Source organism: Photobacterium sanctipauli, assembly GCF_003026495.1.
In the GTDB taxonomy this organism is placed as follows: Bacteria; Pseudomonadota; Gammaproteobacteria; order Enterobacterales; family Vibrionaceae; genus Photobacterium; species Photobacterium sanctipauli.
In genome coordinates, this window is sequence record NZ_PYMA01000003.1 from 116,298 (window position 1) to 140,543 (window position 24,246).

Sequence of the window (24,246 nt, forward strand, 5' to 3'; positions counted from 1 at the left end):
GCACAGGAGTAAACACAACACAAGGTTAATAATGGAAATATCAAACACATACCCAATCGGTACAGTAGGCCAGAAGTGGGGCGACGAAGAAAAAGCGCAGTGGTTGGCACAACAAAAAATCCAGCGTTCTTACCAAGAAGAAGTCGTGACCAAAATTGATGCCCTGCGTGATCGTTTTGATGTTTCTCAGTATGGCGCTTTAAGCTATAACCCTGAGAAATACCCTCTTTATGTGATTAAGTCACGTAACTGGGACAACAGCAAACCAACCGCACTGGTTACTGGCGGTGTTCATGGTTACGAAACCAGTGGCGTGCACGGTGCCCTACTGTTCGCTGATGGCGAAGCTGAGAAATACACCGAACACTTCAATATTGTCATTGCACCTTGTGTTAGCCCTTGGGGTTACGAAGTGATCAACCGCTGGAACCCACAAGCTGTCGATCCAAACCGCTCATTCTTTGAGGACAGCCCTTCTGAAGAAGCCGCTAACCTGATGGCAATGGTGAAAGATCTTGGCTGCGATATCCTTGTTCACGTTGATCTGCACGAAACAACCGATTCTGACGAAACCGAGTTCCGCCGCGCACGCGCTGCTCGCGATGGCATTGACCACTTCGAAGAGATGATCCCAGACGGTTTTTACACGGTTGGCGACACCGAAAACCCACAGCCTGAACTACAAAAAGCGGTTATCGATTCGGTTCGCAAAGTAACCCATATCGCGCCACCAGATGCGAGCGGCAAAATCATCGGCTCACCAATCACTCAAGAGGGTGTGATTAACTACCCGCTTAAAAAACTAAGCCTATGTAACGGCCTGTCTGACTGCCAATACGGTACGACTACCGAGGTTTACCCAGACAGTGACAAAGTGACTGACGAAGAGTGTAACGTGGCACAAGTTGCTGCCGTCACTGGTGCACTTGACTACGTTATTAAACAGCTGTAAATATTTAATTCTGTTGGAATAAAGGGCTGTTCAACAGCCCTTTTTTGTGTCTGGTCATCAACTCAATGGAGCCCTCACCTTATGCTGAATACCTCGCAGACGCTCGCCCTGAACCATATTCGCTCACATGCAAAATCGCGCCAAGCCAAAGCGCAGGCGATGATTGAGCACATTTTGCAGATGAGTAACATTGAGCCGCGTCGTTTTCAGCAAGCCATTGAAGCCATCAAAAGCAACGCCCCTGTTGCATTACACTTCCACCCTGACAGGATCGCCAGCCAAAACCTAACCGTGGTTGACCAGCTGCTGCAAGATGGCAGGTACAAAAGCCAGTTTGAAACCCATATCTCTAACGGCAAGGTCAGCCCAGAACAAGGTGGGCCAAGAGATAACTGGGAAAATGCCCTGTTTGGCGACGCTTACACCCAAAACGGGTTCAACCCAGTCGAGCGGCCGAAATATGGTGCCTTGCACCTTATGAACCACTCGGATGGCCCTTGCCCTCGATTTGGTTCTTGTTACTTCCTGCTCAACCCTGAAGTTAGCCAGCGAGCAACATTCACCTATCGCGACTCCCATACCAGCCCGCAAGAGCGCGGCACCTTAGACTGCTTTGACGATATTCTGGTAAACTTGCTCATAGACGCTTTCGAACTGGACTTTGCTTTAGGCTGTCACGGTATGCGTCCAGCTCAGTTGGTGGATAGCTTAATCAACCGTTTCGAGCAATCTAGATGCTCTTTTGACGCTCACTACCCTATCAACACAATGCCGCTTGGGCGAAACCTCGATCATTATATAGAAGCGCAAATCCACGGTGATATTTCGCTAACGCATGATGTAATGGCATTGGTTGCCGACCCATCCTTCAAAGGTACTGAGATCGGGCAAACCCTATTGCGGCTTTGCCAGCAATATAATATCGAGTTGATGTGGCATCAGGGGTACGCACTTAACCCAGATAACGTGCCAGATGATTTCCGCGGCAATACCATGCCTGCACTGGCCAATCTAGTCAGCCAGTTCCAGCAACAGCAAAACCAGCAGGCAGGCGAAACCAAGCTAGGTGGCACTCACTTCATTACCGCAAGCACCATTGGCGCTGCCGCAGCCAATTTGATCCACCAGCCCGATAATTGGCATACTTTTCACTCTCAAGAAGAAGGGCTGCAGCAACTTAAGTTGTTATGGCATGTGCTGGTGAAATTTGGCTAACTTGTATGTACCATCCAGCTAAAAAAATAGCCAGATAGAATCAATCTTTCTGGCTATTATGAGGATTATTTTACTTTATATAATACGTTATGCACCGGCTTCGGAAACAACCTGCTTAGGTTCCTTCTTCGGCCCATATATATAATTGATACTAAACGATGCCAGTAGCGACATAGTGGCAAATACCGCCATGAGGCCAAATAAATAGTTGTACCCTTCAATACCTTGGTAAGAGTCTAGCCAAGAGCCAATCAACGGGTGTACAAATACATCAGGCATAAAGCCAACAAAAGAAACAATCCCCGTTGCCGTACCAAACATATATACGGGTACTTTACCATCAGCAAACTGTGCAAAATAAACACCATAAGAGCCACCAACAAACAACGCGGCAATCAAAGTGATAATGGTAACAGGTAAAATAAAGCCTGCATCTTTAGGCAATAGTACAAAGCATGCTACACAGACTAAAGCAATAATACTTGAATAAACAATCATCCGTGCTGTTGAGCCAATCTTCATTGCTAGATAACCGAGTAATGGTGCAGAAATCAGCATTAGCCCATAAGTTCGGATTGAAGAAATAATCGAGACTGTAGACTCCGAAATCCCATAAATATTGGTTAGGTATGGTGTTGTGTAAGAAACGGTAATGTACAAACCATAAACAGAGAAAACTGAAACCGTTGTTAACCAAACAATGGGTAGTCTTAGTACTTCCTTCACAACAGATAGAGATAACTTGCCATTACTGCTTTTAGTCTCAGCCGAGATTTCATCATCAAAACGAGGTATCACAATATAGCTCAAAGCCCCAAGCACAATCAGCGCAGCACCATAGTAATATAAGGCAACTTGAAAACCTGATTTGTAATCCAGTGACTGGCTGATGACATAAGTAATGAAAAAGCTAAATAGCATTGAGGTACAGCCCAAAATGCCTGAGCTAAGACCTTGGTTTTTAGGGTAGCTATTACCGTGAGAGATCAGTCTAATCGCTTTTTGTCTAGAAGCCCAAAAAGTAAGAATAGAAAAAATAGCCATTAAAGCATAAATAACCTTCAGCGTATTATAGCTTGGTAATGTTGACATCCATAATGTTAATAGCCCCATTACTACCATTGACATCGAAAACAAATTCTTAATTCTGAATTTATCTGAAAGAATGCCTCCGATTGGGTAGCAAAACATTGCAATCATACCGTAAATACCACTCAACTTACCTAACTCCGTATTGGTAACATTCAGTGCTGCGACCATTTGATCGTAGAATACATATTTTAAATATGGTACCTGATATATAATTGATGCTGATATACTAACCACCATCAAAATAATAAATGATTGTTTATTAAACACGAGCATAGATTCTTCCTTCCTAGAGGTGTACTTTATAATTATTCCATTTATAAGGCGTTAAAATTTATCTAAAGGATAAATAGGCCTCCTAATGTTTTTATAGTAAAAAGAGGTTAAGTCATTGCTGTTCACGCCATTGGTATTGACTTCAATGGTCGTGATCGCCCTGTCTTTATAAAACGCTTTGAAGTGTTGAGAAGACTTGAGAGCAACAAGCCTTTTCTGGCTAAGATCAACGCCTGCGGTGACAAAGGGCGTATCATCGTAAGTTTGATTCTGAACAGAGCACACTACGATTTCAACATTACCCGAACGCAAGCAGACTGTTGGCCCATATGTGCCATGGATACCCTTCATCAAAGGTGTGGTTGCTTGATAATGCCCCTCTGATATAGAACAAACGACTGCGTCAATTAACGATATTGGCTCACCATGAAAATGTGATTCCTCAATTTTGCCACCTAAATCAACACTAACACGATTACCCACGCCAGCTTTTAAAGCAACTTGTACGGCCTGAGGATCGTAAATATACCCAAAGGCTGAACCAGGGATATCACGCTCAAGCATCTCACGCAGCAACTGAGTACCATCCCCTGGCGCTCCGCCCCCAGGGTTATCTGAAGATTCATTTAAAACAACATATCCTTCCTTCTCGTTAGATAATGTCGTCAGAGCAAGATCAATCGCCTCTTCTGGCTCAACACGGTAAATTGAGCTTAGTCGCTCTTTTCTTTCTATTAAGTAGTTCGCTAATACTTCGGCATGGTATTCAGAATTTTCATATGCGGTAACAAAGACAGAGCTGGAGACATGTGGGCCATCTGCATATGGAAAACCATGGAAAAAGGCAGCATCAAGCAGTTCATGGTCAGCTTTATAAGTATTAAAGTACTCTTTAACTGTGTTTAGCTCTCCGTCGATATTTTGGCTAATAGGCATAAGGACAGGAATTGGCTTAACCGAAGTTTTGGCTCGTACTCCATGCTCGATAGCGTTTATCAAAGTACTCATAGCTTCATATCCACTAACCGCATAGTCAGTATGAGGGTTTTCTTTTACGCCAAAAAGCCCTTGGGTTAAACCAGCCATTTCTTGGGTAAGGTTACCATGGAGATCTAACGTCACTGTAATTGGAATGTCATCACCAACCACTCTTCGGATCGCTCTTAGTACATCCGTTTCCAGATCATCAATACTTTCAGATACGCCAGCCCCATGCAGCCCCAAACAAATACCATCTATACATTCTTTATTTTGCTTTATGTATTTAATAATCTTGGCTAAAACTAATTCGTGACACTCATCGGTTAGTATTGGCCCCGCATTTTCTACAGCGAAGGTAGGAATGATATTTATATTATTTTCATTAGCGCAATTAATCATTCCACCGAGATAACTGGGTGTGTCTGTAAACTGAGTAATTATTTCCTCTCCTTCCCAGCAACCTTGAGAAGTTAGCAACGAGAAATCAGTTCTATTTCTAGAGAAAGAGTTACTTTCATGGCCATACCACGCAATCAGAACATTAGTCATTGTTAATTACTTTCACCACTTTAAATAAAACATCAACACTTAATACAAATCGTCATAGAGTCACATCAAGTCAGCAATTAATATTTTTATCAGAATATATTATGCATGAATCCAAACCCGCACAAAGACAATTCATTAACATAAATATTAACAATACATTTACAATAACCCCTCCTCTTAATTTGGCAATACATTTCTCCTAACAAAAGCGTTTAGTTTTACTAAACACAAGCACTATCAATGTCCATATGGCGTATAAGTGGTCAACTGAGCACCAGTTCAATTTATCACCAACAATAAGAGCATTATTTTACCCCTTACTCATAACGCTATATTTTTTAATGAAATATTTAAACAGATAGTAAGATCGCCAAACTCATTAAAATTCAGCCGAGTATCCAGCCATATAAGCTAGACTCAATTGCATTTATGGAATTTAAATTCATCAAAGCAAACTTTATTAGTAATTAGATACAAATAACTCTCAGCATTAGCGACAAAACACCAAGCCGGAACCTCAAGTAATTGACGTCGCCTTGAGAGTCCTTTCACACGACAGTTTAAGAAGAATTGCTTTGGATGTTTGCAGCCAATTTGTTCCACCAGCCCTTCTTCTTGGCATACTTTCATGCTCAAGAAGAAGGGCTACAGGAACTTAAATTGTTATGGCACGTGCTGATGAAATTTGGCATTGAGCACAAGCTTACATTTTGAAACAACTCCCTCACCTTTAAAGTGAGTGAGTTTATGCTAGCATTCGACCACCAGCGCAATCGTTTTCGCCAAATAGGGCTCTAACCAAGCCCAAATCACTAAAACACAGAATATATTATTCAAAGCAACCACTGATCATATTCATCACTATGAATAAGATCGGTATTGCTATTGGTTTAGCTCAACCATGTATTTCTTCCTGCTTTAACGGTAGAAATATAAATAAATTAATAGTTTAAAATAGGTGTAGAGAAAATGAGTTCACAACTCGGTAGCCATATACCACCGAAAACCATTCACGGAAAGAATATTACCCACTTTATCTTATTTGCCATAATGTTTTCGGTGTACTTCCTCATGGGAACGTCAATGATTACGCTTGTAATCTATATGAATGAATCTGGTATGCGCGACTTGATCGTTTATGCGGTTACCAGTTTCCCACTATCAATGGTGATATCACCTTTGATTCAGGAGCGATTGCCGATAGGTACTTCTCTGCTAACAAAATGATTTCATTCCTTTTTGTATGTAGTGGCTTACTTTTATTATTGGCAGTTAGCCTATCTTCAGTGCCACTGCTGTTTGTTTCACTTTTCTTCATTTATAAGCTCGTTTACGCCCCAACCCTTGGCTTAGCCAATAGTATTGCGATGGCGCATGTTGAGAATAGAGAAAAGTTTTTCCCAATTATTCGTATCGGTGGCACTGTAGGCTGGATTTTCGCAGCGACAGTGATCAGCCTATTAAAAGCTGAAACAACGGCAACACCATTCATTATTAGCGGGGTGGTCTCTATTGTTTCTGGCATTATTTTCTTCTTCATTTTGCCATACACACCACCAGCGGCTAAAAACTCAACCTTCAACTGGCGAGATGTTGTTGGCGTCGATTCTTTCAAAGCCCTGAATGTCGAGGGTAGCGGGTTTAAAGTGTTTATTACTACCTGCTTCTTTGCCACCATGCTGTCGACTCTATACGATCAGTATGCGCCCCTATACTTCCACTCGGCAGGTTTAGAAAGAACCGCGGCCTACATGTCAATCGGACAGATCAGTGAAGTGTTGGTTATGGCGCTGATCCCGCTATTGTGCCTTCGCTTCAACCTAAAAACACTAATGACATTTGGTTTGCTGTCTATTGTTATATGCAATGGAGAATTCAGTGGGAACATTTTTAAGAGATCAGTTCATCAAGAATGTGACTGTAGACGAAGAGCTTTTGCAGCAGGTAAATGACTTTCTTGCTGAAAGGTGCACATCATCTAACGAACAACTTGAAAAGAAAGGTGGAGTTCAAGAAGACGTTTTACTTCAGAACTACATTATTAGGTTTGATAATCGTGGCTATAAGCTGACAGAGTTTTCTGATGTGCAAAAGCATTATGCTCAGGCTACAAAAGTTGAACGAGTCATATTTACGCTAGACTCCAATCGAGCTGTATTCTCGAACAAACAACAAGGCACTAGTATTGAGTTACGCCTAGATTCCAATGAACCCAACAACACAAACCTGCAAGTCTCTTCAGATGACGGTGACCTTGTGGATTCAGTTTTCTGTGGTCTGTTGGAGATTATCAAAAAATTTCAGAATCATAACGGTAAAATTCGCAACAACTGGACTCAATTATTAATTCAATTGCTTGGAGTTGGCTTGGGCTTCGTTGCTAGCTTAGTTACGGCTCTGAAATTGTACCCTTATGTAAAAATTGAAAGTGCATTTATTATTACCTTTTTGTTTACATTTCTGGTTTTCTCAAATGCTTGGGGTTTCATCAATCAACAAATCCTTAATTTGGTTAACAAGCTATTTCCTAACGTTAGGTTTTCAAGGGCAGGACGCTCACCACTGAATTGGCTGTGGCAAGCTCTTGTTGGCGGGCTTATTGTTGCTTTTGCACTTTTAATCATCAATGGAATTCTTGATTGGGTAATAAAAGTACTCAGTAACTACGTTCAGTGGTAAATGCATATAACAAACTGTTTAAGAGTGATTCGCAACGCGTGGCATTTTCACTATGCGTTGCGTTTAGTGTTTAAGGTGGTATGCGGAGGCATCGGTATTGCGTTGCTCACACCTTAACAGGGCGTTTTACGATACACATTGCTGCTAACCAACACCTATACCCCACATATTGTCTTAGCCATTGGTGCAATCGCTGTTCATGGCTTCATCATGGCACTTTATATTGTCGTCTCGCAAATGGTGATGGACATGCTCGCGACCAAAGAAACGCGCTCGCAAGCCCAGTCATTAATGATGTTTATTTCAATGGGAGCAGGTTCGTTACTTGGCTCATTGGTTATGGGGAATATTCTCAATATTTTTGTTTCCGACGTGAATGATCTGGCCCAATGGCGTGTCTTCTGGTCCCTACCTGTCATTGTTGGCATTTTAACCACGGTTCTATTTGTATTTGGCTTTAGAAATAAGTCGCTTTCAGCCCCTAAATTAGTAAATGAAGGATAATTTGATGGAAAAGGTCATTATCGATTGTGATGCAGGCATGGATGATTCCATTGCCCTAATTCTTGCTGCAAAATCAAAAGAGTTAGATATTCTTGGCATCACCACTGTATCTGGCAATTTACATGTTGATGAAACTACGCGTAATACCTTGGTTTCACTAGAATTGATCAACCGCCCTGACATCCCTGTTTATAAAGGGCAGGCAAAACCACTGATCCGTGAATTGCCAAGCGACCCGTTCAGCCATGGTGATGACGGCCTTGGCAATAACCACCACCCGGCGCCAACCCTGGTTCAGCAGCAGCAACATGCGGTGGACTTTATCATTGATACTGTTAAGGCAAACCCAGGTGAGGTCACCCTGCTCACCTTGGCACCATTAACAAACATCGCATTGGCATTTATCAAAGCACCAGAAATCATCCCTCAAATCAAAAAAGTGGTTGCGATCGCAGGGTCATTTGGTACCAACCGTGCTTCGTTTGAAAATGCAACCGGTGACAACCCTCAGTCAGAGTGGAACGTATATGTAGACCCAGACGCGGCAAAAGTCGTATTCGAATCTGGCGTTAAGTTCCAAGCGGTTGGCTTAGATGTTGCGACCCACTTCGATGTCAACTTCGACGAAAGTGACATTGTTGATCTGGAAAACTCAGCACAACCAGAAGCCAAGCATATGGCGAAAATGATGCGTTTTGTGCTGGGCCGCGACTACCAGTCCTACTGTGTATTGATTGATTCAATGGCAGTGGCCGCTGTCATTGACCCATCGCTAATCAAAACCCTGACAGCCCGTGTTGCCGTTGAAACTCAAGGGCAGGTAACACTAGGGCAAACTGTTGCGGACTTCCGCCACTCCCACACATGGCACCACTTACCAGAAATTGAAGTGAGTGTTGAAGCGGATTACAAAAAGTTCATGAACATGGTGAAAGAGCGCGTAATGGCGTAATCGATCTGTCTAATGCCGTTCACTTAACGTGAGCGGCATTTTTTTCTCTCTTTCTTGCACTTGCACTTGCACTTGCACTTGCACTAAAACCTACCAAAAAATACTTAACAACCATTTTTCATGCGCAATACTTAGATCAATTACTTATCCTGATTGGTATGAGGCTCCTAATGCGCTACTTTGCTACCGTTATATCTGCCGTCGTGCTATCAGCATGCGCCAATATCACAGATAGCCAATATGCCGCGCCTTCTTACCCAACATCTCTTGATTCGTGTATCGACCAACTCAATGCGTTCAAATCTGAGGTAAAGCGACAAGGCGTCCAAGATGCACAAGTGGTTTGGGATAACCGTTATCCTCACCTAGCCTTCAACCGCTTCAGCCAAGCCCAGCTTTCAAAGCTTGAAACTAGAAACGATCAACAGCAATGGCTGAATTACACCGCTAGTCAGGCCAAGTCACAGCGCCATGCAGAGTACAATAACCTCATTGATAAGCAGCATTTCGAATTAGCCTCGCTTGATTACTGTGCTGATAAGCTCACCCAACACTCTCGGTTTGATACCCCTTTCTGGCAAAGCCTTGAGCAATCGCCGCCTACCATTGATTCAAGCTACGAGCCTTGGTACCGCTTTTTTGGGGTTTTCCCTATTAGCAAGCAAGTTGCCAAACCTGCCATAGAAAATGAAAAAAAACGCATTCTGGACGAGTTTAACCAGCCAACCGAAGGCTACAGCGTGACTTATGCCATGGCCCCAGATTCCGCCACGCTATCCACTCACCAAATACAGCGCTGGTTTGACAACGCGTTAGTACAATCAGACTTTGACTGGCCGCAGTTATCTGAGCGACAGATCAATCAGCTGCTCCATCACTATGCGCCTGTTATTGAGATTGAATCTGCCTCACTAGACGACAAGCCGGGGCGTGTCGAATACAGCCCTCACCTTCAGCCCGAAGTGAACACCAATGCGCCGACAATCTACCTCGACCACAGCTATACCGAGTTTCATGGCAAGGTATACCTTCAACTCAATTACTCGCTTTGGTTTGCCAACCGGACACCGGAATCAAGCTTTGATCCTTACGCCGGAGCATTTGATGGGGTTGTACTTCGCCTAACCTTGGATCACCAAGGCCAGCCATTAGTTTTAGATAGCATTCACCATTGTGGCTGTTATCACATGGTATTTGCCTTGCAACCTCAGCTTGTCTTCCGAGCACAGGATGATGGTATCGAAAAGCCACTGACGTTCACCAAAGCCATGCCCGTCGTAGCGAGCATGCTAAACGTCACCCTTTCTCATGGCGAGCATATGATCAAACAAGTGGAATGGCGCTCCAAGCAACCGAGCCACGCCCGCCAGCTGCTGCCACTACACTACGATGCACTCCGCAGCATTCCGACCCAAAAGCACTACAATAAAAGCCTGTTCGACCAGCGAGGGTTCCTGCTCGCCAGTGAACGTCTAGAGCGAATATACCTCTGGCCATTTGGCGTCCCTTCACCGGGCACCATGAGGCAGGTTGGCCATCACGCAACGGCATTTATCGGTGAACGCCACTTTGATGATGCGACAGTGCTAGAAGCCCTCCTCCAGCCAACAAGCAATGAGTGCTAAGCCGTTCATCTTGTCTTACATTCAGGCCAGATGATTATGTTAGGCATGCACCATAAAAGTTGTTAACATCTTGTTTTCATGTGTTAAAGGAGCAACCCGTGCAGACTACATTCATCGATGGCGATATCTTGTACCGCCAACACCAGTTTGAGTTACCGCTAGATTACTCAAACCCGCAAGGAAAACAGATTCAGGTATTTGCACGTGAAGTCGTTGACCTAAACAAAGACAATTCGGCCCTACCTTGGCTGGTGTATTTCCAAGGCGGCCCTGGCTTTCCTTCTCCGCGCCCAGATAGCCGCTCTGGCTGGTTAAAGTGCGCCTTGTCACAATACCGTGTACTGTTGCTCGACCAACGAGGGACGGGCAACAGCACAGTGATCAGCCACCAAACACTGGCTGCCATGACGCCACAGGCACAAGCGGAGTACCTGACCCATTTTCGTGCTGACAACATTGTGCGCGACGCCGAAGCCATCCGTGAGCAATTCGGGGTAGAAAAATGGGCAATTCTCGGCCAGAGCTTTGGCGGCTTTTGCTCACTGACATACTTGTCGTTCTACCCACAAAGCCTGTCTCGTGCTTACCTTACCGGTGGCGTACCATCATTGGTTCGCCATGCTGACGATGTTTATCAAGCGACCTATCAACGGGTATTAGACAAGAACCAAGCGTTCTTTGCCCAATTCCCACAGGCTCAAATACAGTGCCAAAAAATCGCTGATTACCTACAAAATAATGAGGTTTACCTACCAAATGGACAGCGCTTTACGGTAGAGCAGTTCCAGCTAATAGGTATAAACCTTGGCCGTAGCCATGCCAATGTGCCTATGTACTATTTGCTTGAAGAAGCCTTTGTGAATATTGATGGCAAGGAGACACTGAGCTATACCTTCCTCAATGCCATGCTGGCGGAGCAAAGCTACCAGACCAACCCAATCTACGCCATTTTGCATGAATCAATCTATTGCCAGCATACGGCGTCTGAATGGTCTGCCCATCGTGTACGACAGCAGTACCCAGCGTTCAACTACCAAACCGGCCAACCCTTCCTATTTACAGGTGAAATGGTTTTCCCTTGGATGTTCGAGCAGTTTGAGTGCCTGAAGCCCTTGAAAGAAGCGGCCGATATGCTTGCCATCAAGCAAGATTGGACAGACCTTTATGATGTGAACGCCCTTGCCAACAACACCGTGCCGGTCACATGCGCGGTCTATGCCGAAGATATGTACGTCGAGATGGCGTACTCGCAGGAAACCCTGAAAGGGATCCCAAATAGCAAAGCGTGGATCACCAACGAGTACGAGCACAATGGCATAAGAGCCGACGGCGAGCGTATCTTGTCCAAACTAATCGAAATGGGCGAGGCAATCGCCAACCTACCGAAATAACCCTCCTACCTTACCCAACAGTTGTCTATGCTTAGGAAATCGGCTGTTGGGTAATACCAGCCTGCATAATACTTAGATCAATTACTTATCCAGATTGGTATAAGCTGAACCGCCACTGAATTTGGCACAATAACTACCACCTATAGTTTTTACAATCTGTACACTTAGACCCAATTATTTTATGACTATCACCTACACAGGATGGATATGGCTTCGCTTCGATTAATCACAACCTTGTGCCTTTCTGTATTTGCCGCAGCACCCACTATGGTTATGGCTAACCCACCTCAAGCAGCGGAAGCAGCGTCGCTTTGGGAGCAACGCAGTGTCATCGACGACAAAATCGTACTTGGTCGTACTGAGAAAGTTTACTTTCCGCAAGTTGACCAGCTGGCCGGCGTAGGTATCCCAGCTAAAATTGACACCGGTGCGGATTCCACGTCTATCCATGCCACCAACATTGACATCACCGCCAGAGACGAAGTCTTCGATGGCCTTGAAGGAAAAGCGCTGCTTGATGCCATTGCCAAAGAGTTCGATGCGCTGAACACGACCCTGCTTCGTGATCGCGAAGACAAAACCGACATCATGGTGAGCTTTGATATCACCCACCCTTACACCGGTGAAGCTATCCGTTTAACCAAGCCGCTGTTTAGGCTGGCAATGATCAAAACCCGCAGCGCTGAAGGCCACCTTGCTCGCCCTGTTGTCGAGTTAGATCTCGATATTGCAGGCAGAACTGTACGCACCGAAGTTAACCTTGCCGACCGCCGCCGTTTCTCATACCCCATCTTGATCGGCAAGACGTTTCTAAGGGACACCGCTTGGGTGGACGCAGGCTTTGATTACTTGCAAGAGCAGAAAAACGCCCAAGTTATCGGCCGCAAAGAGCGCGCTGAAGTCAATGGCGTCATCATGGAAGTGAGTCACTCGCTGCAAAACCGCTACAGCATCCTTCACGCGACCAACATTAAAGTCGACGAGAAAAAGCAGCAAGTCAGCTTTACCACCCAAAACCGTACCAAAGAACAAAAGCAAATGACTTTACCATTGGTCAAAATGCTGAAGTTCAAAGATGCCAGCCGCCCGCTGGTTTACCTGCCAGTGAATATTGGGACGGCAGATAACCCAGAAGAGCAATTTGACGGCTATGTGTTGGCCTACCTGCGTGATCGTTCGAAAAACAGCAGCCAACTTCGCCTTGGTCGAGAGGCGCTTAACAAAAACTTCGTGGTCAACCTTGGTGAAACCTATCTGGGTAAAAAGCCGCTTAAAACACTGGCGTCTCAACTAGCTGACGACACAACATTTATGATGAGCCCAGAAGAAACGATCATCATCGACGGAACTGCCGTCAACGCGGTGCCATCGGGCCTGATTAAGACGCCAGTACTGAATATTCCAGCCCTAAACGAGCACAAAACCGAACACGGCCGTGTGGTGCAATACAACGTGATTGACGCTTATGGCGTACCTCACAGCTATGAGAAGCCAATAAAAACCAAAGTCCGTATTGGCGAAACCGTCCGTACTGTTGTTGGCTCTGAAATCAAGCTACCGTCTTCGCTACTGCTCAAGGACATTGCGTTGGAAGCAAACCCAGAGACCGAGAACGATGAGTCGCTGTTTGAAGTTAGCCCTAGCCTGATGCACGGTGCTTTGCTTGTTAACACCCGTTCGACCAACTTGCTTGAGAAGCAATTCCCAACCAAAACCGGTTATATCGAGAGCGTTGAGCTCGAAGGCATGCGCTTCCCTGCCAAGCTTGATACCGGCGCTGACGTCAGCTCAATGCATGCAACGGATATCGAAACCTTCGATAAGGACGGTAAGAAGTGGGTCTCGTTTACCTACAAAAATGCCCAAGGCAACGAACAAGCATTCACCCGCGAAGTCATTGATGAAATGCGCATCCGGGCCCGTGCAGGTGAAGAGCCGCAAGTACGCTTGGTGGTTAGCATGCGTGTGAAGCTAGGTAACATCGAAAAGGATGTGGCGGTTAACCTGCGTGATCGTAGCCGTTTTGAATACAGTATGATCCTAGGGCAGAACTTTCTTAAGAATGACATTGTAGTAAGCAGCGACCAGCAGTTTATCTACACCAAAAAAGCGATAGAATAACGATAAGCCGGCCCCCAATCATGAGGGGGAGCAACGCTCCGATTTCAACGCCTGGTGCCCCGCATCAGGCGTTTTTTATTTAAGGTGCAAGCGCTTAAACACCGATTTTTTCACAATTTTGAATAAAACTCCTCATATCAAGCGAATAAAACTTACAATATCTATATTGCAATCAATTTTTTACTAACACTATGTAGGATGGATATGGCTTCGCTTCGATTAATCTCAACCTTATGTCTTTCTATCGCTGCTGCATTACCCACAATGGTTACAGCTAAGCAAACACAGCAGGTTTCTCTTTTGGAACAGCGAACAATCGTTGATGATAAGATTGTGCTTGGCCGTGCTGAAAAAGTTTATTTTCCAGAAATAGAACAATTATCTGGCGTTGGCATTCCAGCCAAAATCGATACAGGGGCTGACTCAACCTCTATCCATGCAACAAATATAGAGATCACCGCTACCGATAAAGTCTTTGAGGGCTTATCAGGCATGGCGCTACTCAATGCCATCGCCGAGGAGTTCGATACACTAAACACCTACCGAATGAGAGACCGGAAGGACAAAACTGACCTCATGATCAGCTTTGACATCACCAACCCATATACTGGTGAATCCGTCCGCCTAACTAAGCCGCTGTACCGGTTGGCAATGGTCAAAATTCGCGGTGAGGAAGGGCACATTCCACGTCCAGTCGTTAAACTCGAACTTAAGATTGCTGACAAAACCATCCTGACTGATGTCAACCTCGCAGACCGAGAGCGCTTTTCATACCCGATTCTAATTGGTAAGACGTTCTTGAGCGATACGGCCTGGGTCGACGCCGGGTTTGACTACTTGCAGGAACAAAAAACAGCACAAGTAATTGGGCGCAAAGAAATCGCGACAGTCAACGGCTTAGCGATGGAGGTCAGCCACTCACTCCAGAACCGTTACAGTATCCTTCATGCGACAGACATTAAAGTCGACGCGAAAAAGCAGCAGGTCAGCTTTACCACCCAAGGCCGAACCAACGAAAAAAAGAAAATGACCCTACCGCTGGTCAAAATGCTCAAGTTCAGGGACACCAGCCGCCCTCTCGTCTCTCTTCCTATCAAGATAGGCGAAGCTGAAAGCCCAACAGAGCAATTCAACGGCCATATTCTCGCATACCTGCGTGACCGTTCGAAAAATAGCAGCCAACTTCGCCTTGGTCGAGAAGCTCTTAACAAAAACTTTGTGATCAGCCTTGGCGAAACCTACCTTGGCGAAAAGCCTCTGGACACTTTAGAGACACTGCTAAAAGACGACACATCGCTCATGATGAGCCCCAAAGAAACAATTAATATCGATGGGACAGTCGTCAATGCTGTTCCTTCTGGGTTGATCAAAACCCCAGTACTCAATGTCCCGGCGATTAATGAGCACAAAACTGAACATGGGCGCGTTGTCCAATACAATGTGGTTGATGCTGATGGCAGCGCCCATAGCTTTGAAAAGCCAATCCAATCCAAAATACGCGTTGGTGAAACCGTCCGTACCGTCGTTAACGTAGAAGTCAACTTGGCGTCATCTATGCTTTTAAAAGATGTAGCATTGGAAGCTAACCCTGATGCAGTGGAAGAGGGTTCTCTGTTCGAAATAAGCCCTGACTTGATGCACGGCGCCTTACTGGTCAACACCCGTTCGACCAATTTGCTTGACAAGGGTCAGCCAACCAAGGCCGGCTATATCGAGAACGTTGAGCTCGAAGGCATGCGCTTCCCTGCCAAGCTTGATACCGGCGCTGACGTCAGCTCAATGCATGCAACGGATATCGAAACCTTCGATAAGGACGGTAAGAAGTGGGTCTCGTTTACCTACAAAAATGCCCAAGGCAACGAACAAGCATTCACCCGCGAAGTCATTGATGAAATGCGCATCCGGGCCCGTGCAGGTGAAGAGCCGCAAGTACGCTTGGTGGTTAGCATGCGCGTGAAGCTAGGTAACATCGAAAAGGATGTGGCGGTTAACCTGCGTGATCGCAGCCGTTTCGAGTACAGCATGATTCTGGGACAGAACTACCTTAAAAATGACATTGTTGTAAGCAGCGACCAGCAGTTCATTTATACCGGTAAAGCCAAAAGCGATAAGCAGTAGTCAATTCGCTACTGCTTACCCTCATCAAAAAAGGAGCGCACGGCGCTCCTTTTGTTTATGGCTATCTTTTTATTGTTATCTGTTTACGGCTATCACGCACTCAGCAGTTATGAAGTCGCAGTCTGCTCTTCTACCCTACCTTGTCGCTTTGCCCAGTACCCCGCCAATAGCGAACCTGAGATATTGTGCCAAATCGAGAAGATAGTGCCCGGAATAGCTGCTGCTGGGGTAAAGAATTTCATCGCCAGCGCCGTCGCCAAACCTGAGTTTTGAAGGCCAACCTCAAAGGCGACCGTCCGGCAAATAGTTTCGCTAAAGCCCAGTGCCCGGCAGCAGAAGTATCCGGCAACCAAACCAAAGCTATTGTGAAGAATCACGGCAAGGGCAATGATTGGCCCCAGGGTGCTCAGGTTATCGACATTCAGCGCAACCACGATAGCAATGACCATCACAATGGCCGCCATCGACACCAATGGCAACACTTCACTCACCTTATCAATATGCTTACGTGCCAGCGTATTGATCAACACACCAATCGCAACAGGCACCAGCACGATCTTAACCAAACTCATCAACATCGCACTCACCGGTACATCGACCGTTTCACCAACCTGTAATTCAACCAGTAATGGTGTGAGCACCACACCGAGCAAGGTAGATACCGCCGTCATTGAAATCGACAGGGCAACGTTGCCTTTAGCAAGAAACGCCATCACATTCGAAGACGTACCGCCCGCCACGCTACCCACCAGCACCATACCGACGGTCAGATCTGCATCAAACCCCAGCACGAAGCTGATCAACAGTGCCGCTAATGGCATGATCAGAAACTGTAATACCACCCCGACGCCCACAGCCGCCTTATGGGTAAGAACATTGGCGAAGTCTTTTGGAGACAGGCTGATCCCCATCGCCAACATAATGATGGTAAGCAATGGCACGATTTGTGTTTTTAAATCGACAAACAAAGCGGGTTGGAAGAAAGCCAATACTGAAATCAGTACAGCCCAAAGTGGAAACAGTTGAATGATTTTCCCTATCATGAACAATCCCTATAACGTTTTTTATCCAAGTATGTTGTTATAGAAGAAATATTTCATAGATAAATCAGAATTAATAGCGGGAAATATTGATTCACAACGAGAGGTTAAAAATAGATGTATAAGCGATATATATCGCCTAATAACAAAAATATCACCTAGGAAAAATAGTAACTAATGCGATATTTTCAGCATTAAAAAAACCGGCACCATTATCATGGTGCCGGAAGTGTGGCTAGGGATTTAATGCAATCTGAAGCTGCTTAAATTAGTTCTTCGGACGAATAAACGGCATATGGCGGTTAACGTCTTTGTACAGTAGGTAACGGAATGGACCAGGGCCGCCGGCATAACAAGACTGCGGGCAGAAGGCGCGTAACCACATAAAGTCGCCAGCCTCTACTTCAACCCAATCTTGGTTCAAGTGGTACACCGCCTTCCCTTGCAGCACATACAAACCATGCTCCATCACGTGGGTTTCATCGAATGGGATCACTGAGCCCGGCTGAAAGGTCACAATATTAACGTGCATGTCGTGACGCATATCTTCAGGGCTTACAAAACGGGTTGTCGCCCAGCCGCCATCGGTATCTGGCATCTCGATCGGATCAAGCTCATTTTCATTGGTCACAAATGCCGGCGGTACTTCAAGCCCATCAACAAATTGGTAAGCTTTACGAACCCAGTGGAAACGCACAGGCTGGTTGCTGTTATTGTGTACTGTCCAATCACAACCAGGCGGTAGGAAAGCATAGCCACCCTCTGTCATGTGGTGGTGCTCACCTTCGATGGTGATATCCATTTCACCCGCCACTACGAACAGTACCCCTTCCGCACTCGAATCAAGCTCAGGACGGTTTGAACCGCCGTTCGGATCAATCTCAACAATATACTGCGAGAATGTCTCAGAAAAGCCACTTAGCGGGCGAGCAATAACCCACATGCGCATGTTTTCCCAGAACGGTAGGAAACTGGTCACAATATCGGTCATAACACGCTTGGGGATAATCGCGTAGGCTTCGGTTAATACGGCGCGATCTGATAATAATTGTGTTTGGGGAGGAAGGCCGCCTTGCGGTGAATAGTACTGGTGTTTATTGCTCATATCTTGTCGTCCTTCATACAAGAAAGTAGTTATATCAGCCACGCTATCTTTCGCAGCCTACATTCGTTATGTTGTGTGTATAAACACATCATACACAAATAATTAACAATTGATAATTTAAATAATTTTATTATTATCAGTGGAAATGCCACTAATTTCGTAGGTAAAGCTATGCAGCAAACGCTAGACCCGATTTTACTGAAAAGCTTGGTTGCTGTTGTCGATACTGGCAGCTTTACCCGAGCAGCAGAAAGTACCCACCTCACCCAATCGACCATTAGCCAGCAGGTCAAAAAACTCGAAGCGCAACTCGGTTGTGAGTTGCTGTCTCGCAACAAGCGCCATACTACTGCTACCCTTGAAGGCGAGCGGGTTGTCACCTATGCCCGTCGCATCCTAGACATGATGGAAGAAGCCGTTGCCCAAACCGCCATTGTTGCCGAACAGCGCCCTATTCGACTTGGAGTGCCTGAAGACTTTGCCACCCACGAACTCATGCCCACCCTCACCCGTTTTGCCAAAGCATTCCCCGATGTCCGGCTTGAAGTAAAGAGTGGCATGTGCAGTGATATCTGGACTCAGTTCCAAAACCTCGACTTGGATCTTGCCTTGGTTAAACACCGGTTAGGCACCGCCCAAGGAGAAGCATGTTGGTCAGAGCCCTTATGCTGGATAGACGGCAAGCATGCCAATAGCCTAGAACAGGACACAGTCCCTTTGGTTGGCCTGCCTAGCACAGGGCTCTACCGAAGTGAAATGGCACACACCTTTGATAGCCTTGGGAAGAAATGGCGAATGGCCTATATCACCACCAGCTTGTCTGGAGTGGGTTGTGCTGTTGAAGCCGGACTGGGTATTTCCCTGCTGCCGAAGCGATTAGTCACCCAGCAGCATCGGGTGTTGGGTGAAAAACAAGGGCTGCCCAATGTGTCACCTCTGGAGCTATGGCTCCATGTCGGACCACAACGTTCAAGCCAAATGAAATTATTAGCGGAATATCTTACTGAAGCTTGCGACGGTATTTTTGCGAAAAATACATGTCCTGAGGAGGGCTAAATGCGCCTATTGCTTCAAGTGTAATATTACTCATTCACTAAGCACTCTTAATTACCTTAACAGAATACCCAATTGCGATAGGCCATTTAATCTATCTCTAAAACCCTGCTTTTACTTAGTATGTTGATACCTTTGCGTAGCTTGAATAAACCAAGATTGCGCTGTCGCACATGTTAATTGCTATGTGCTAACACATTTAAAATTAAAACGAATATCAACTAAAAACTATGAATAAGAAGCACGTATTATATTGCGCAGTCATTGCCACAATCTCCGCTACCTCCGCGCCTGCAATGTCGGCCGGATTTCAGCTCAACAGCCAATCAGCAACCGGTCTAGGCCGTGCTTTTGCTGGTGACGCTGTGATTGCCGATAACGCCTCTGTCGTCGCGCGTAACCCAGCTGCTATGGCTCTGTTTGATGAAACCAGCTTCTCGCTAGGCTTCAACGTCATCGCAACTGATGTCAATGTCGAATCGGGCACCTACAACCAAGCAAGTGCCAACTATATCCCCGGTACGCCTGGTGTTGGCCCTGTACCTCCAACAGATCCCTCCGTGGGCTTTAGCTCCAATAGCTATGATATTGGTGGTACTAGTGATATTGGTGGCACCTCTGTTGTACCAAACCTACACTTGGTTGTTCCCCTCAACGATCAATGGGCTTGGGGTTTGTCTGCCTACTCAAACTTTGGTACTGAAACCCAATTTGAGGATGACTTCGTCGCGTCCATTTTTGGTGGCACCACCAGCGTAATGAGCATGAATTTTGGCACTATGTTGTCTTACCGCCTTAACGAAAAACTGAGCATCGGTGCAGGTATCGATGTGATTTATGGTATGGGTGAGCTATCGCGTACTATCGGTGCCGAAGCATGCGTACTTGGCACTAATTGTGATGTCTACCAAGCCAACGTCGTAGACGTCGATGCTTCCGGCGTGGGCTTTGGTTGGAACGCAGGTTTGGTGTATGAACTGAGTGAGCACCACCGCTTTGGCCTAAGCTACCGTTATAGCCCTACGCTAGAAGTGGATGGCGATGTTAAAGGCGGCACCACTACCGCTGATTCAATGGATATCCCACTGCCAGACATGGCCGAATTCTCGGGTTACCACCGTCTAAGCGAATTATTCGCGGTTCACTATAGCTTGCAGTGGGTGCAGTGGAGTGCATTTGATACGCTTGTTATTGGTGGACTTGAGAAAGAATACCAGTGGAAAGATGCAGGTCACGCCTCTGTTGGCGGTACCAACTATCTCAACGATGAATGGACCCTAAGAGCCGGCTATATGTACGATGTTGCCGCAACCGATGAGCTTAAATCCATTTCAATTCCAGATTCAGACCGCCAATGGCTATCTGGCGGCTTTACGTATCACTTAGATCGTCAACAAAACATTGATTTCGGTATCACTTACCTTATCGGTCAGGATGTGACATTCGATGAAACACTGCACCCTGCATTGCCGGCACCTTCGATCACCGATGCCACCACTCGATCTGATGCGATCCTTGTTGGCTTGCAGTACAGCCGAACGTTCTAATTGGCGGTTATGACTCACAGCGCGGCGACTTCATCGTGAAGTAGCCGCGTGTTTCTGTGCCTAGTTGTCCGTTATAAGCTGGCTACCACACTGATAAATTTTGCGCTCGATGATCTGCTTCAGCTCCATAACCAGTTTCTGGGTGGCAGGATCCATATTCTTATCCAACGGCAGGATCAGCTGTAATTGGCTCTCAATCGGTTCCTCGAATGGCCTGCAAACAACACCCCAGTGCTGCTCAGCATCCAATGCTGACACTGCATTGATAACCGATATGCCCTTACCGTTAGCAACAAGTCTGGTTGCGATATCACTTAAAGACACCGTCCATATTTTCTTTGGCTTTATGTCTAACTCGTTCAAGCGATTAATAATGGTTGCCCGACTACGCTCTTCAGGCTCACCGACAATTAACGTTTCACCTTGCAAGTCTTGAGGGGTAATGACCGACTTTTGAGCCAACGGATGATGCTTGGGCACAATAAACGCAGTTGGTAGCGAATAGAAATAGCTTTGATAGCGGGCATCTTGCTCTGCCGATAAGGTAATCGCAAAATCAAACCGCTCCGCCGCCATATCAGTAGGGATTTGTTCTGAGCGATACGAATACAAGCTCATTTCCAACTCAGGAAATTGCTCAGCCAGCAAGATGGCGGCACTGGGCAACAGGCTGGTGGCGAAGGATGGCATACTGACTATCCGCAATTGTCCCGCTGCTGTGTCTTTGATCTTATCGGCAAATTGCTTTAAATGATTCAAGCCAACATAAACACGCTCCACCTCGTTATAGAACAAACTACCATGCCTTGTCGGTAGCAAGCGGTTATTCACCCTTTCGAACAAGCTAAAACCCAGTCGTTCTTCAAGTTGTTTGATCAAGCGGCTCACCGCTGGCTGGGAGATCAGCATTTTTTCGGCAGCCTCTGTCGCACTTCTGGTTTTCATCACCCAAGTGAACGCTTCAATTTGGCTGTCGGTAAAGCCACGGCTTGCCATAACATTTCCTTATAGTCCAATAATCACAAGTCATTATCACCTTAGGATATATCCATATAAAGTGGATTTAACCTATAACGTTCTGCTTTAACCATAACAAAGCATTATACACTACAGGCTATTCAAGAAAGGAATTCAGATGATTGAAGCACTGCAGCAAAACAACGAAATTTTCACGCTATGGCGTCGAGATATACATCAACATCCCGAACTTGGTTTTGAAGAAAGCCGAACCGCCGAGCTTATTGCCAATAAACTCACCGAATGGGGATTTGATGAAGTCCATACCGGCATTGCCACGACAGGCGTTGTTGGCGTCCTCAAAGGTAGCTATGACTCTGATCTTGCCATAGGCCTAAGAGCCGATATGGATGCTCTCGCCATGGAGGAGCACAACCAATTTGAACACGCATCTGTTCATCACGGTAAAATGCACGGTTGTGGGCACGATGGCCACACCACAATGTTACTTGCTGCTGCCTGGTATTTAGCGCAACGACGTGAATTTGCTGGCACCGTGTACTTCATTTTCCAGCCTGCGGAAGAAGGCTTGGGCGGTGCAAAGGTGATGGTTGAGGAGGGGTTGTTTGAGCGCTTCCCATGCCAACGTGTTTATGGCATGCACAATATGCCCGGTATCCCCCAAGGTGAGTTTTGGTTAAAAGAAGGGGCGATAATGGCAAGCTCAGATCGCTTTGAAATAACCATCACAGGCAAAGGCGGGCACGGTGCTATGCCTGAGTCGGCTATTGATCCAACCTTGATCATGAGCCAGATTGTTTTATCGGCCCAGTCAATCATTAGCCGAAATACCTCTTCACTTGATGCCGCCGTACTTTCATTTACCGACCTGCATGCCGGTAGCGGTACCTTTAATGTCATTCCCGCTAAAGCTGAGATGAAAGGTTGTTTACGTGCCTTTGATGAACAAGTGAGAACCCACTGCATTGAGCGTTTAAAAGCCATTGTTGAGCACACCGCAATTGCCAGTGGCGCAGAAGCTAGCATCACTATCCGTCCAGGCAGCTACCCTGCTACCGTCAATCACCCTGAGGCAACCGTTATTGCGACAAAAGTAGCAGAAAGCGTCGTGGGTAAAGACAAAGTCAACCCTACTTGCGCCCCACTGCCAGGCAGCGAAGACTTCTCATTCATGGCTCAGCAAGTGCCTGCATGTTACCTGCTACTGGGCAACGGTACGGATGGAGGGAAAGGCGGTATATGTGTTCACAACCCAAACTACGACTTCAATGATGAGATCATTCCAATTGGGGCATCATTTTTTGTCAAAATGGTTCAAGAAGAGCTGAAAATCGGTTAATAGCTTCGATTTTAACGACTAAGAATACGGCCGCACTGCAGCCAATAATCACCTTGCTGTTAGCCATATCTTTGATACTCTACCGAACGTAATCTTCATGAGTATTTGATATGGCTTCTTCATCTTTTTGGCCCCGAGTAAAGCAAGCGACCAGCGAATTGTTAGACTTCAGCGGGCGGGTTTGGGTTATCAATATCCACTCCAGCACATTTCAAGATGAGTCTTTTGTCATCAACGAAGACAACTTCTCTACACCACTACAATGGATGAAAAAACGAGGCTATGAAGAGGCGACACTGCAACAAGTGGAAAATATGAAAGTCTCACAAGTCTTGGTGTTTCATATCAATGGCGAAAGGCATAGGTTGTTGCGGGTAAAGTGATCCCAGCAATCATTAATTATGATTACCCTACCTAAAAAATAATAATATGTTGTTTTAAAACCATCCCCTTCACCGTTATTACCCATTATTTAGCTAATACTAGCTGGTTATATTGTCGCAAAATGATATTGACTCAACAGATAAAGTTAAACCTTTGATAATAGTGCACTTATAGTAACCCTTCACTAATCATTACTGTTCTTGGGAGCAGATCACAACAATAAAATACAAATTTTATGAAATAAAAAAACTAGGACTAAACCGCTTTCATTATCAGGGAAAAAGATATAAATATATTTTTAAAATTATTAACAACGTCAAATGAAACTTATAAATAATAACTATCCAA

At 45.7% G+C, this 24,246-nt stretch carries 19 protein-coding genes; 14 read left to right on the forward strand and 5 right to left on the reverse strand.

Annotated elements, in window-relative coordinates; genetic code table 11:
* The first annotated feature begins 31 nt into the window (after nt 1-31).
* Nucleotides 32-952 (forward strand): M14 family metallopeptidase, encoded by a 921-nt coding sequence (locus C9I98_RS06775; protein WP_036831936.1) that lies wholly within the window; start codon nt 32-34, stop codon nt 950-952.
* An 81-nt stretch (nt 953-1,033) separates the two neighbouring features.
* Entirely contained in the window at nt 1,034-2,167 is a 1,134-nt protein-coding gene (locus tag C9I98_RS06780; RefSeq protein WP_036831940.1) for a DUF3626 domain-containing protein, read from the forward strand.
* Nucleotides 2,168-2,254: 87 nt separating this feature from the next.
* On the opposite strand, the gene C9I98_RS06785 is transcribed toward C9I98_RS06780, so the two are convergent.
* On the reverse strand, nt 2,255-3,532 hold the full coding sequence (locus tag C9I98_RS06785; RefSeq protein ID WP_107271763.1) for an MFS transporter: 1,278 nt from the start codon (nt 3,530-3,532) through the stop codon (nt 2,255-2,257).
* Between the two features lie 51 nt (nt 3,533-3,583).
* The gene (locus C9I98_RS06790) at nt 3,584-5,062 is read right to left on the reverse strand and encodes a M81 family metallopeptidase (protein ID WP_107271764.1); all 1,479 of its coding nucleotides are present in this window, start codon (nt 5,060-5,062) and stop codon (nt 3,584-3,586) included.
* A gap of 1,193 nt (nt 5,063-6,255) precedes the next feature.
* Here C9I98_RS06790 and C9I98_RS06800 point away from each other — a divergent pair.
* The 8 genes from C9I98_RS06800 to C9I98_RS06840 all read left to right on the forward strand — a co-directional run bounded on the left by C9I98_RS06800 (nt 6,256) and on the right by C9I98_RS06840 (nt 16,452).
* On the forward strand, nt 6,256-7,014 hold the full coding sequence (locus tag C9I98_RS06800) for an MFS transporter (RefSeq protein WP_281260936.1): 759 nt from the start codon (nt 6,256-6,258) through the stop codon (nt 7,012-7,014).
* The gene (locus C9I98_RS06805) at nt 6,941-7,741 is read left to right on the forward strand and encodes a hypothetical protein (RefSeq protein ID WP_036829328.1); all 801 of its coding nucleotides are present in this window, start codon (nt 6,941-6,943) and stop codon (nt 7,739-7,741) included. Before C9I98_RS06800 ends, C9I98_RS06805 begins: the two co-directional genes overlap by 74 nt.
* A gap of 138 nt (nt 7,742-7,879) precedes the next feature.
* Nucleotides 7,880-8,245, forward strand: coding sequence for an MFS transporter (locus C9I98_RS06815; protein WP_036829327.1), 366 nt, complete (start codon nt 7,880-7,882; stop codon nt 8,243-8,245).
* A 4-nt stretch (nt 8,246-8,249) separates the two neighbouring features.
* Nucleotides 8,250-9,197 (forward strand): nucleoside hydrolase, encoded by a 948-nt coding sequence (locus C9I98_RS06820; RefSeq protein ID WP_036829325.1) that lies wholly within the window; start codon nt 8,250-8,252, stop codon nt 9,195-9,197.
* A 170-nt stretch (nt 9,198-9,367) separates the two neighbouring features.
* On the forward strand, nt 9,368-10,822 hold the full coding sequence (locus tag C9I98_RS06825; protein ID WP_036829323.1) for a hypothetical protein: 1,455 nt from the start codon (nt 9,368-9,370) through the stop codon (nt 10,820-10,822).
* Between the two features lie 98 nt (nt 10,823-10,920).
* Nucleotides 10,921-12,213, forward strand: a complete 1,293-nt coding sequence (locus C9I98_RS06830; RefSeq protein ID WP_036829320.1) for an alpha/beta fold hydrolase — start codon at nt 10,921-10,923, stop codon at nt 12,211-12,213.
* A gap of 207 nt (nt 12,214-12,420) precedes the next feature.
* On the forward strand, nt 12,421-14,334 hold the full coding sequence (locus tag C9I98_RS06835) for an ATP-dependent zinc protease family protein (protein WP_107271767.1): 1,914 nt from the start codon (nt 12,421-12,423) through the stop codon (nt 14,332-14,334).
* Between the two features lie 300 nt (nt 14,335-14,634).
* Entirely contained in the window at nt 14,635-16,452 is a 1,818-nt protein-coding gene (locus C9I98_RS06840) for an ATP-dependent zinc protease family protein (protein ID WP_245907104.1), read from the forward strand.
* A gap of 107 nt (nt 16,453-16,559) precedes the next feature.
* Here C9I98_RS06840 and C9I98_RS06845 read toward each other — a convergent pair whose 3' ends face one another.
* Together C9I98_RS06845 and C9I98_RS06850 are read right to left on the reverse strand one after the other, a co-directional pair.
* Nucleotides 16,560-17,495 carry a bile acid:sodium symporter family protein gene (locus C9I98_RS06845; protein WP_036827752.1) on the reverse strand — a complete coding sequence of 312 codons (936 nt, stop codon included), beginning with the start codon at nt 17,493-17,495 and terminating at the stop codon, nt 16,560-16,562.
* 265 nt (nt 17,496-17,760) lie between these two features.
* The gene (locus tag C9I98_RS06850; RefSeq protein WP_107271769.1) at nt 17,761-18,597 is read right to left on the reverse strand and encodes a bifunctional allantoicase/(S)-ureidoglycine aminohydrolase; all 837 of its coding nucleotides are present in this window, start codon (nt 18,595-18,597) and stop codon (nt 17,761-17,763) included.
* Between the two features lie 171 nt (nt 18,598-18,768).
* On the opposite strand from C9I98_RS06850, the gene C9I98_RS06855 reads away from it, so the two are divergent.
* Together C9I98_RS06855 and C9I98_RS06860 are read left to right on the forward strand one after the other, a co-directional pair.
* A complete protein-coding gene (locus C9I98_RS06855) occupies nt 18,769-19,653 on the forward strand; it encodes a LysR family transcriptional regulator (RefSeq protein ID WP_036821087.1) in 885 nt (294 codons plus the stop codon).
* Nucleotides 19,654-19,880: 227 nt separating this feature from the next.
* On the forward strand, nt 19,881-21,197 hold the full coding sequence (locus C9I98_RS06860; RefSeq protein WP_036821084.1) for an outer membrane protein transport protein: 1,317 nt from the start codon (nt 19,881-19,883) through the stop codon (nt 21,195-21,197).
* A gap of 60 nt (nt 21,198-21,257) precedes the next feature.
* On the opposite strand, the gene C9I98_RS06865 is transcribed toward C9I98_RS06860, so the two are convergent.
* Nucleotides 21,258-22,193 (reverse strand): LysR family transcriptional regulator, encoded by a 936-nt coding sequence (locus C9I98_RS06865; RefSeq protein ID WP_036821081.1) that lies wholly within the window; start codon nt 22,191-22,193, stop codon nt 21,258-21,260.
* A gap of 139 nt (nt 22,194-22,332) precedes the next feature.
* On the opposite strand from C9I98_RS06865, the gene C9I98_RS06870 reads away from it, so the two are divergent.
* The gene (locus C9I98_RS06870; protein ID WP_081878916.1) at nt 22,333-23,514 is read left to right on the forward strand and encodes a M20 aminoacylase family protein; all 1,182 of its coding nucleotides are present in this window, start codon (nt 22,333-22,335) and stop codon (nt 23,512-23,514) included.
* 110 nt (nt 23,515-23,624) lie between these two features.
* On the forward strand, nt 23,625-23,897 hold the full coding sequence (locus C9I98_RS06875; RefSeq protein ID WP_107271770.1) for a hypothetical protein: 273 nt from the start codon (nt 23,625-23,627) through the stop codon (nt 23,895-23,897).
* Nucleotides 23,898-24,246 lie beyond the last annotated feature (349 nt).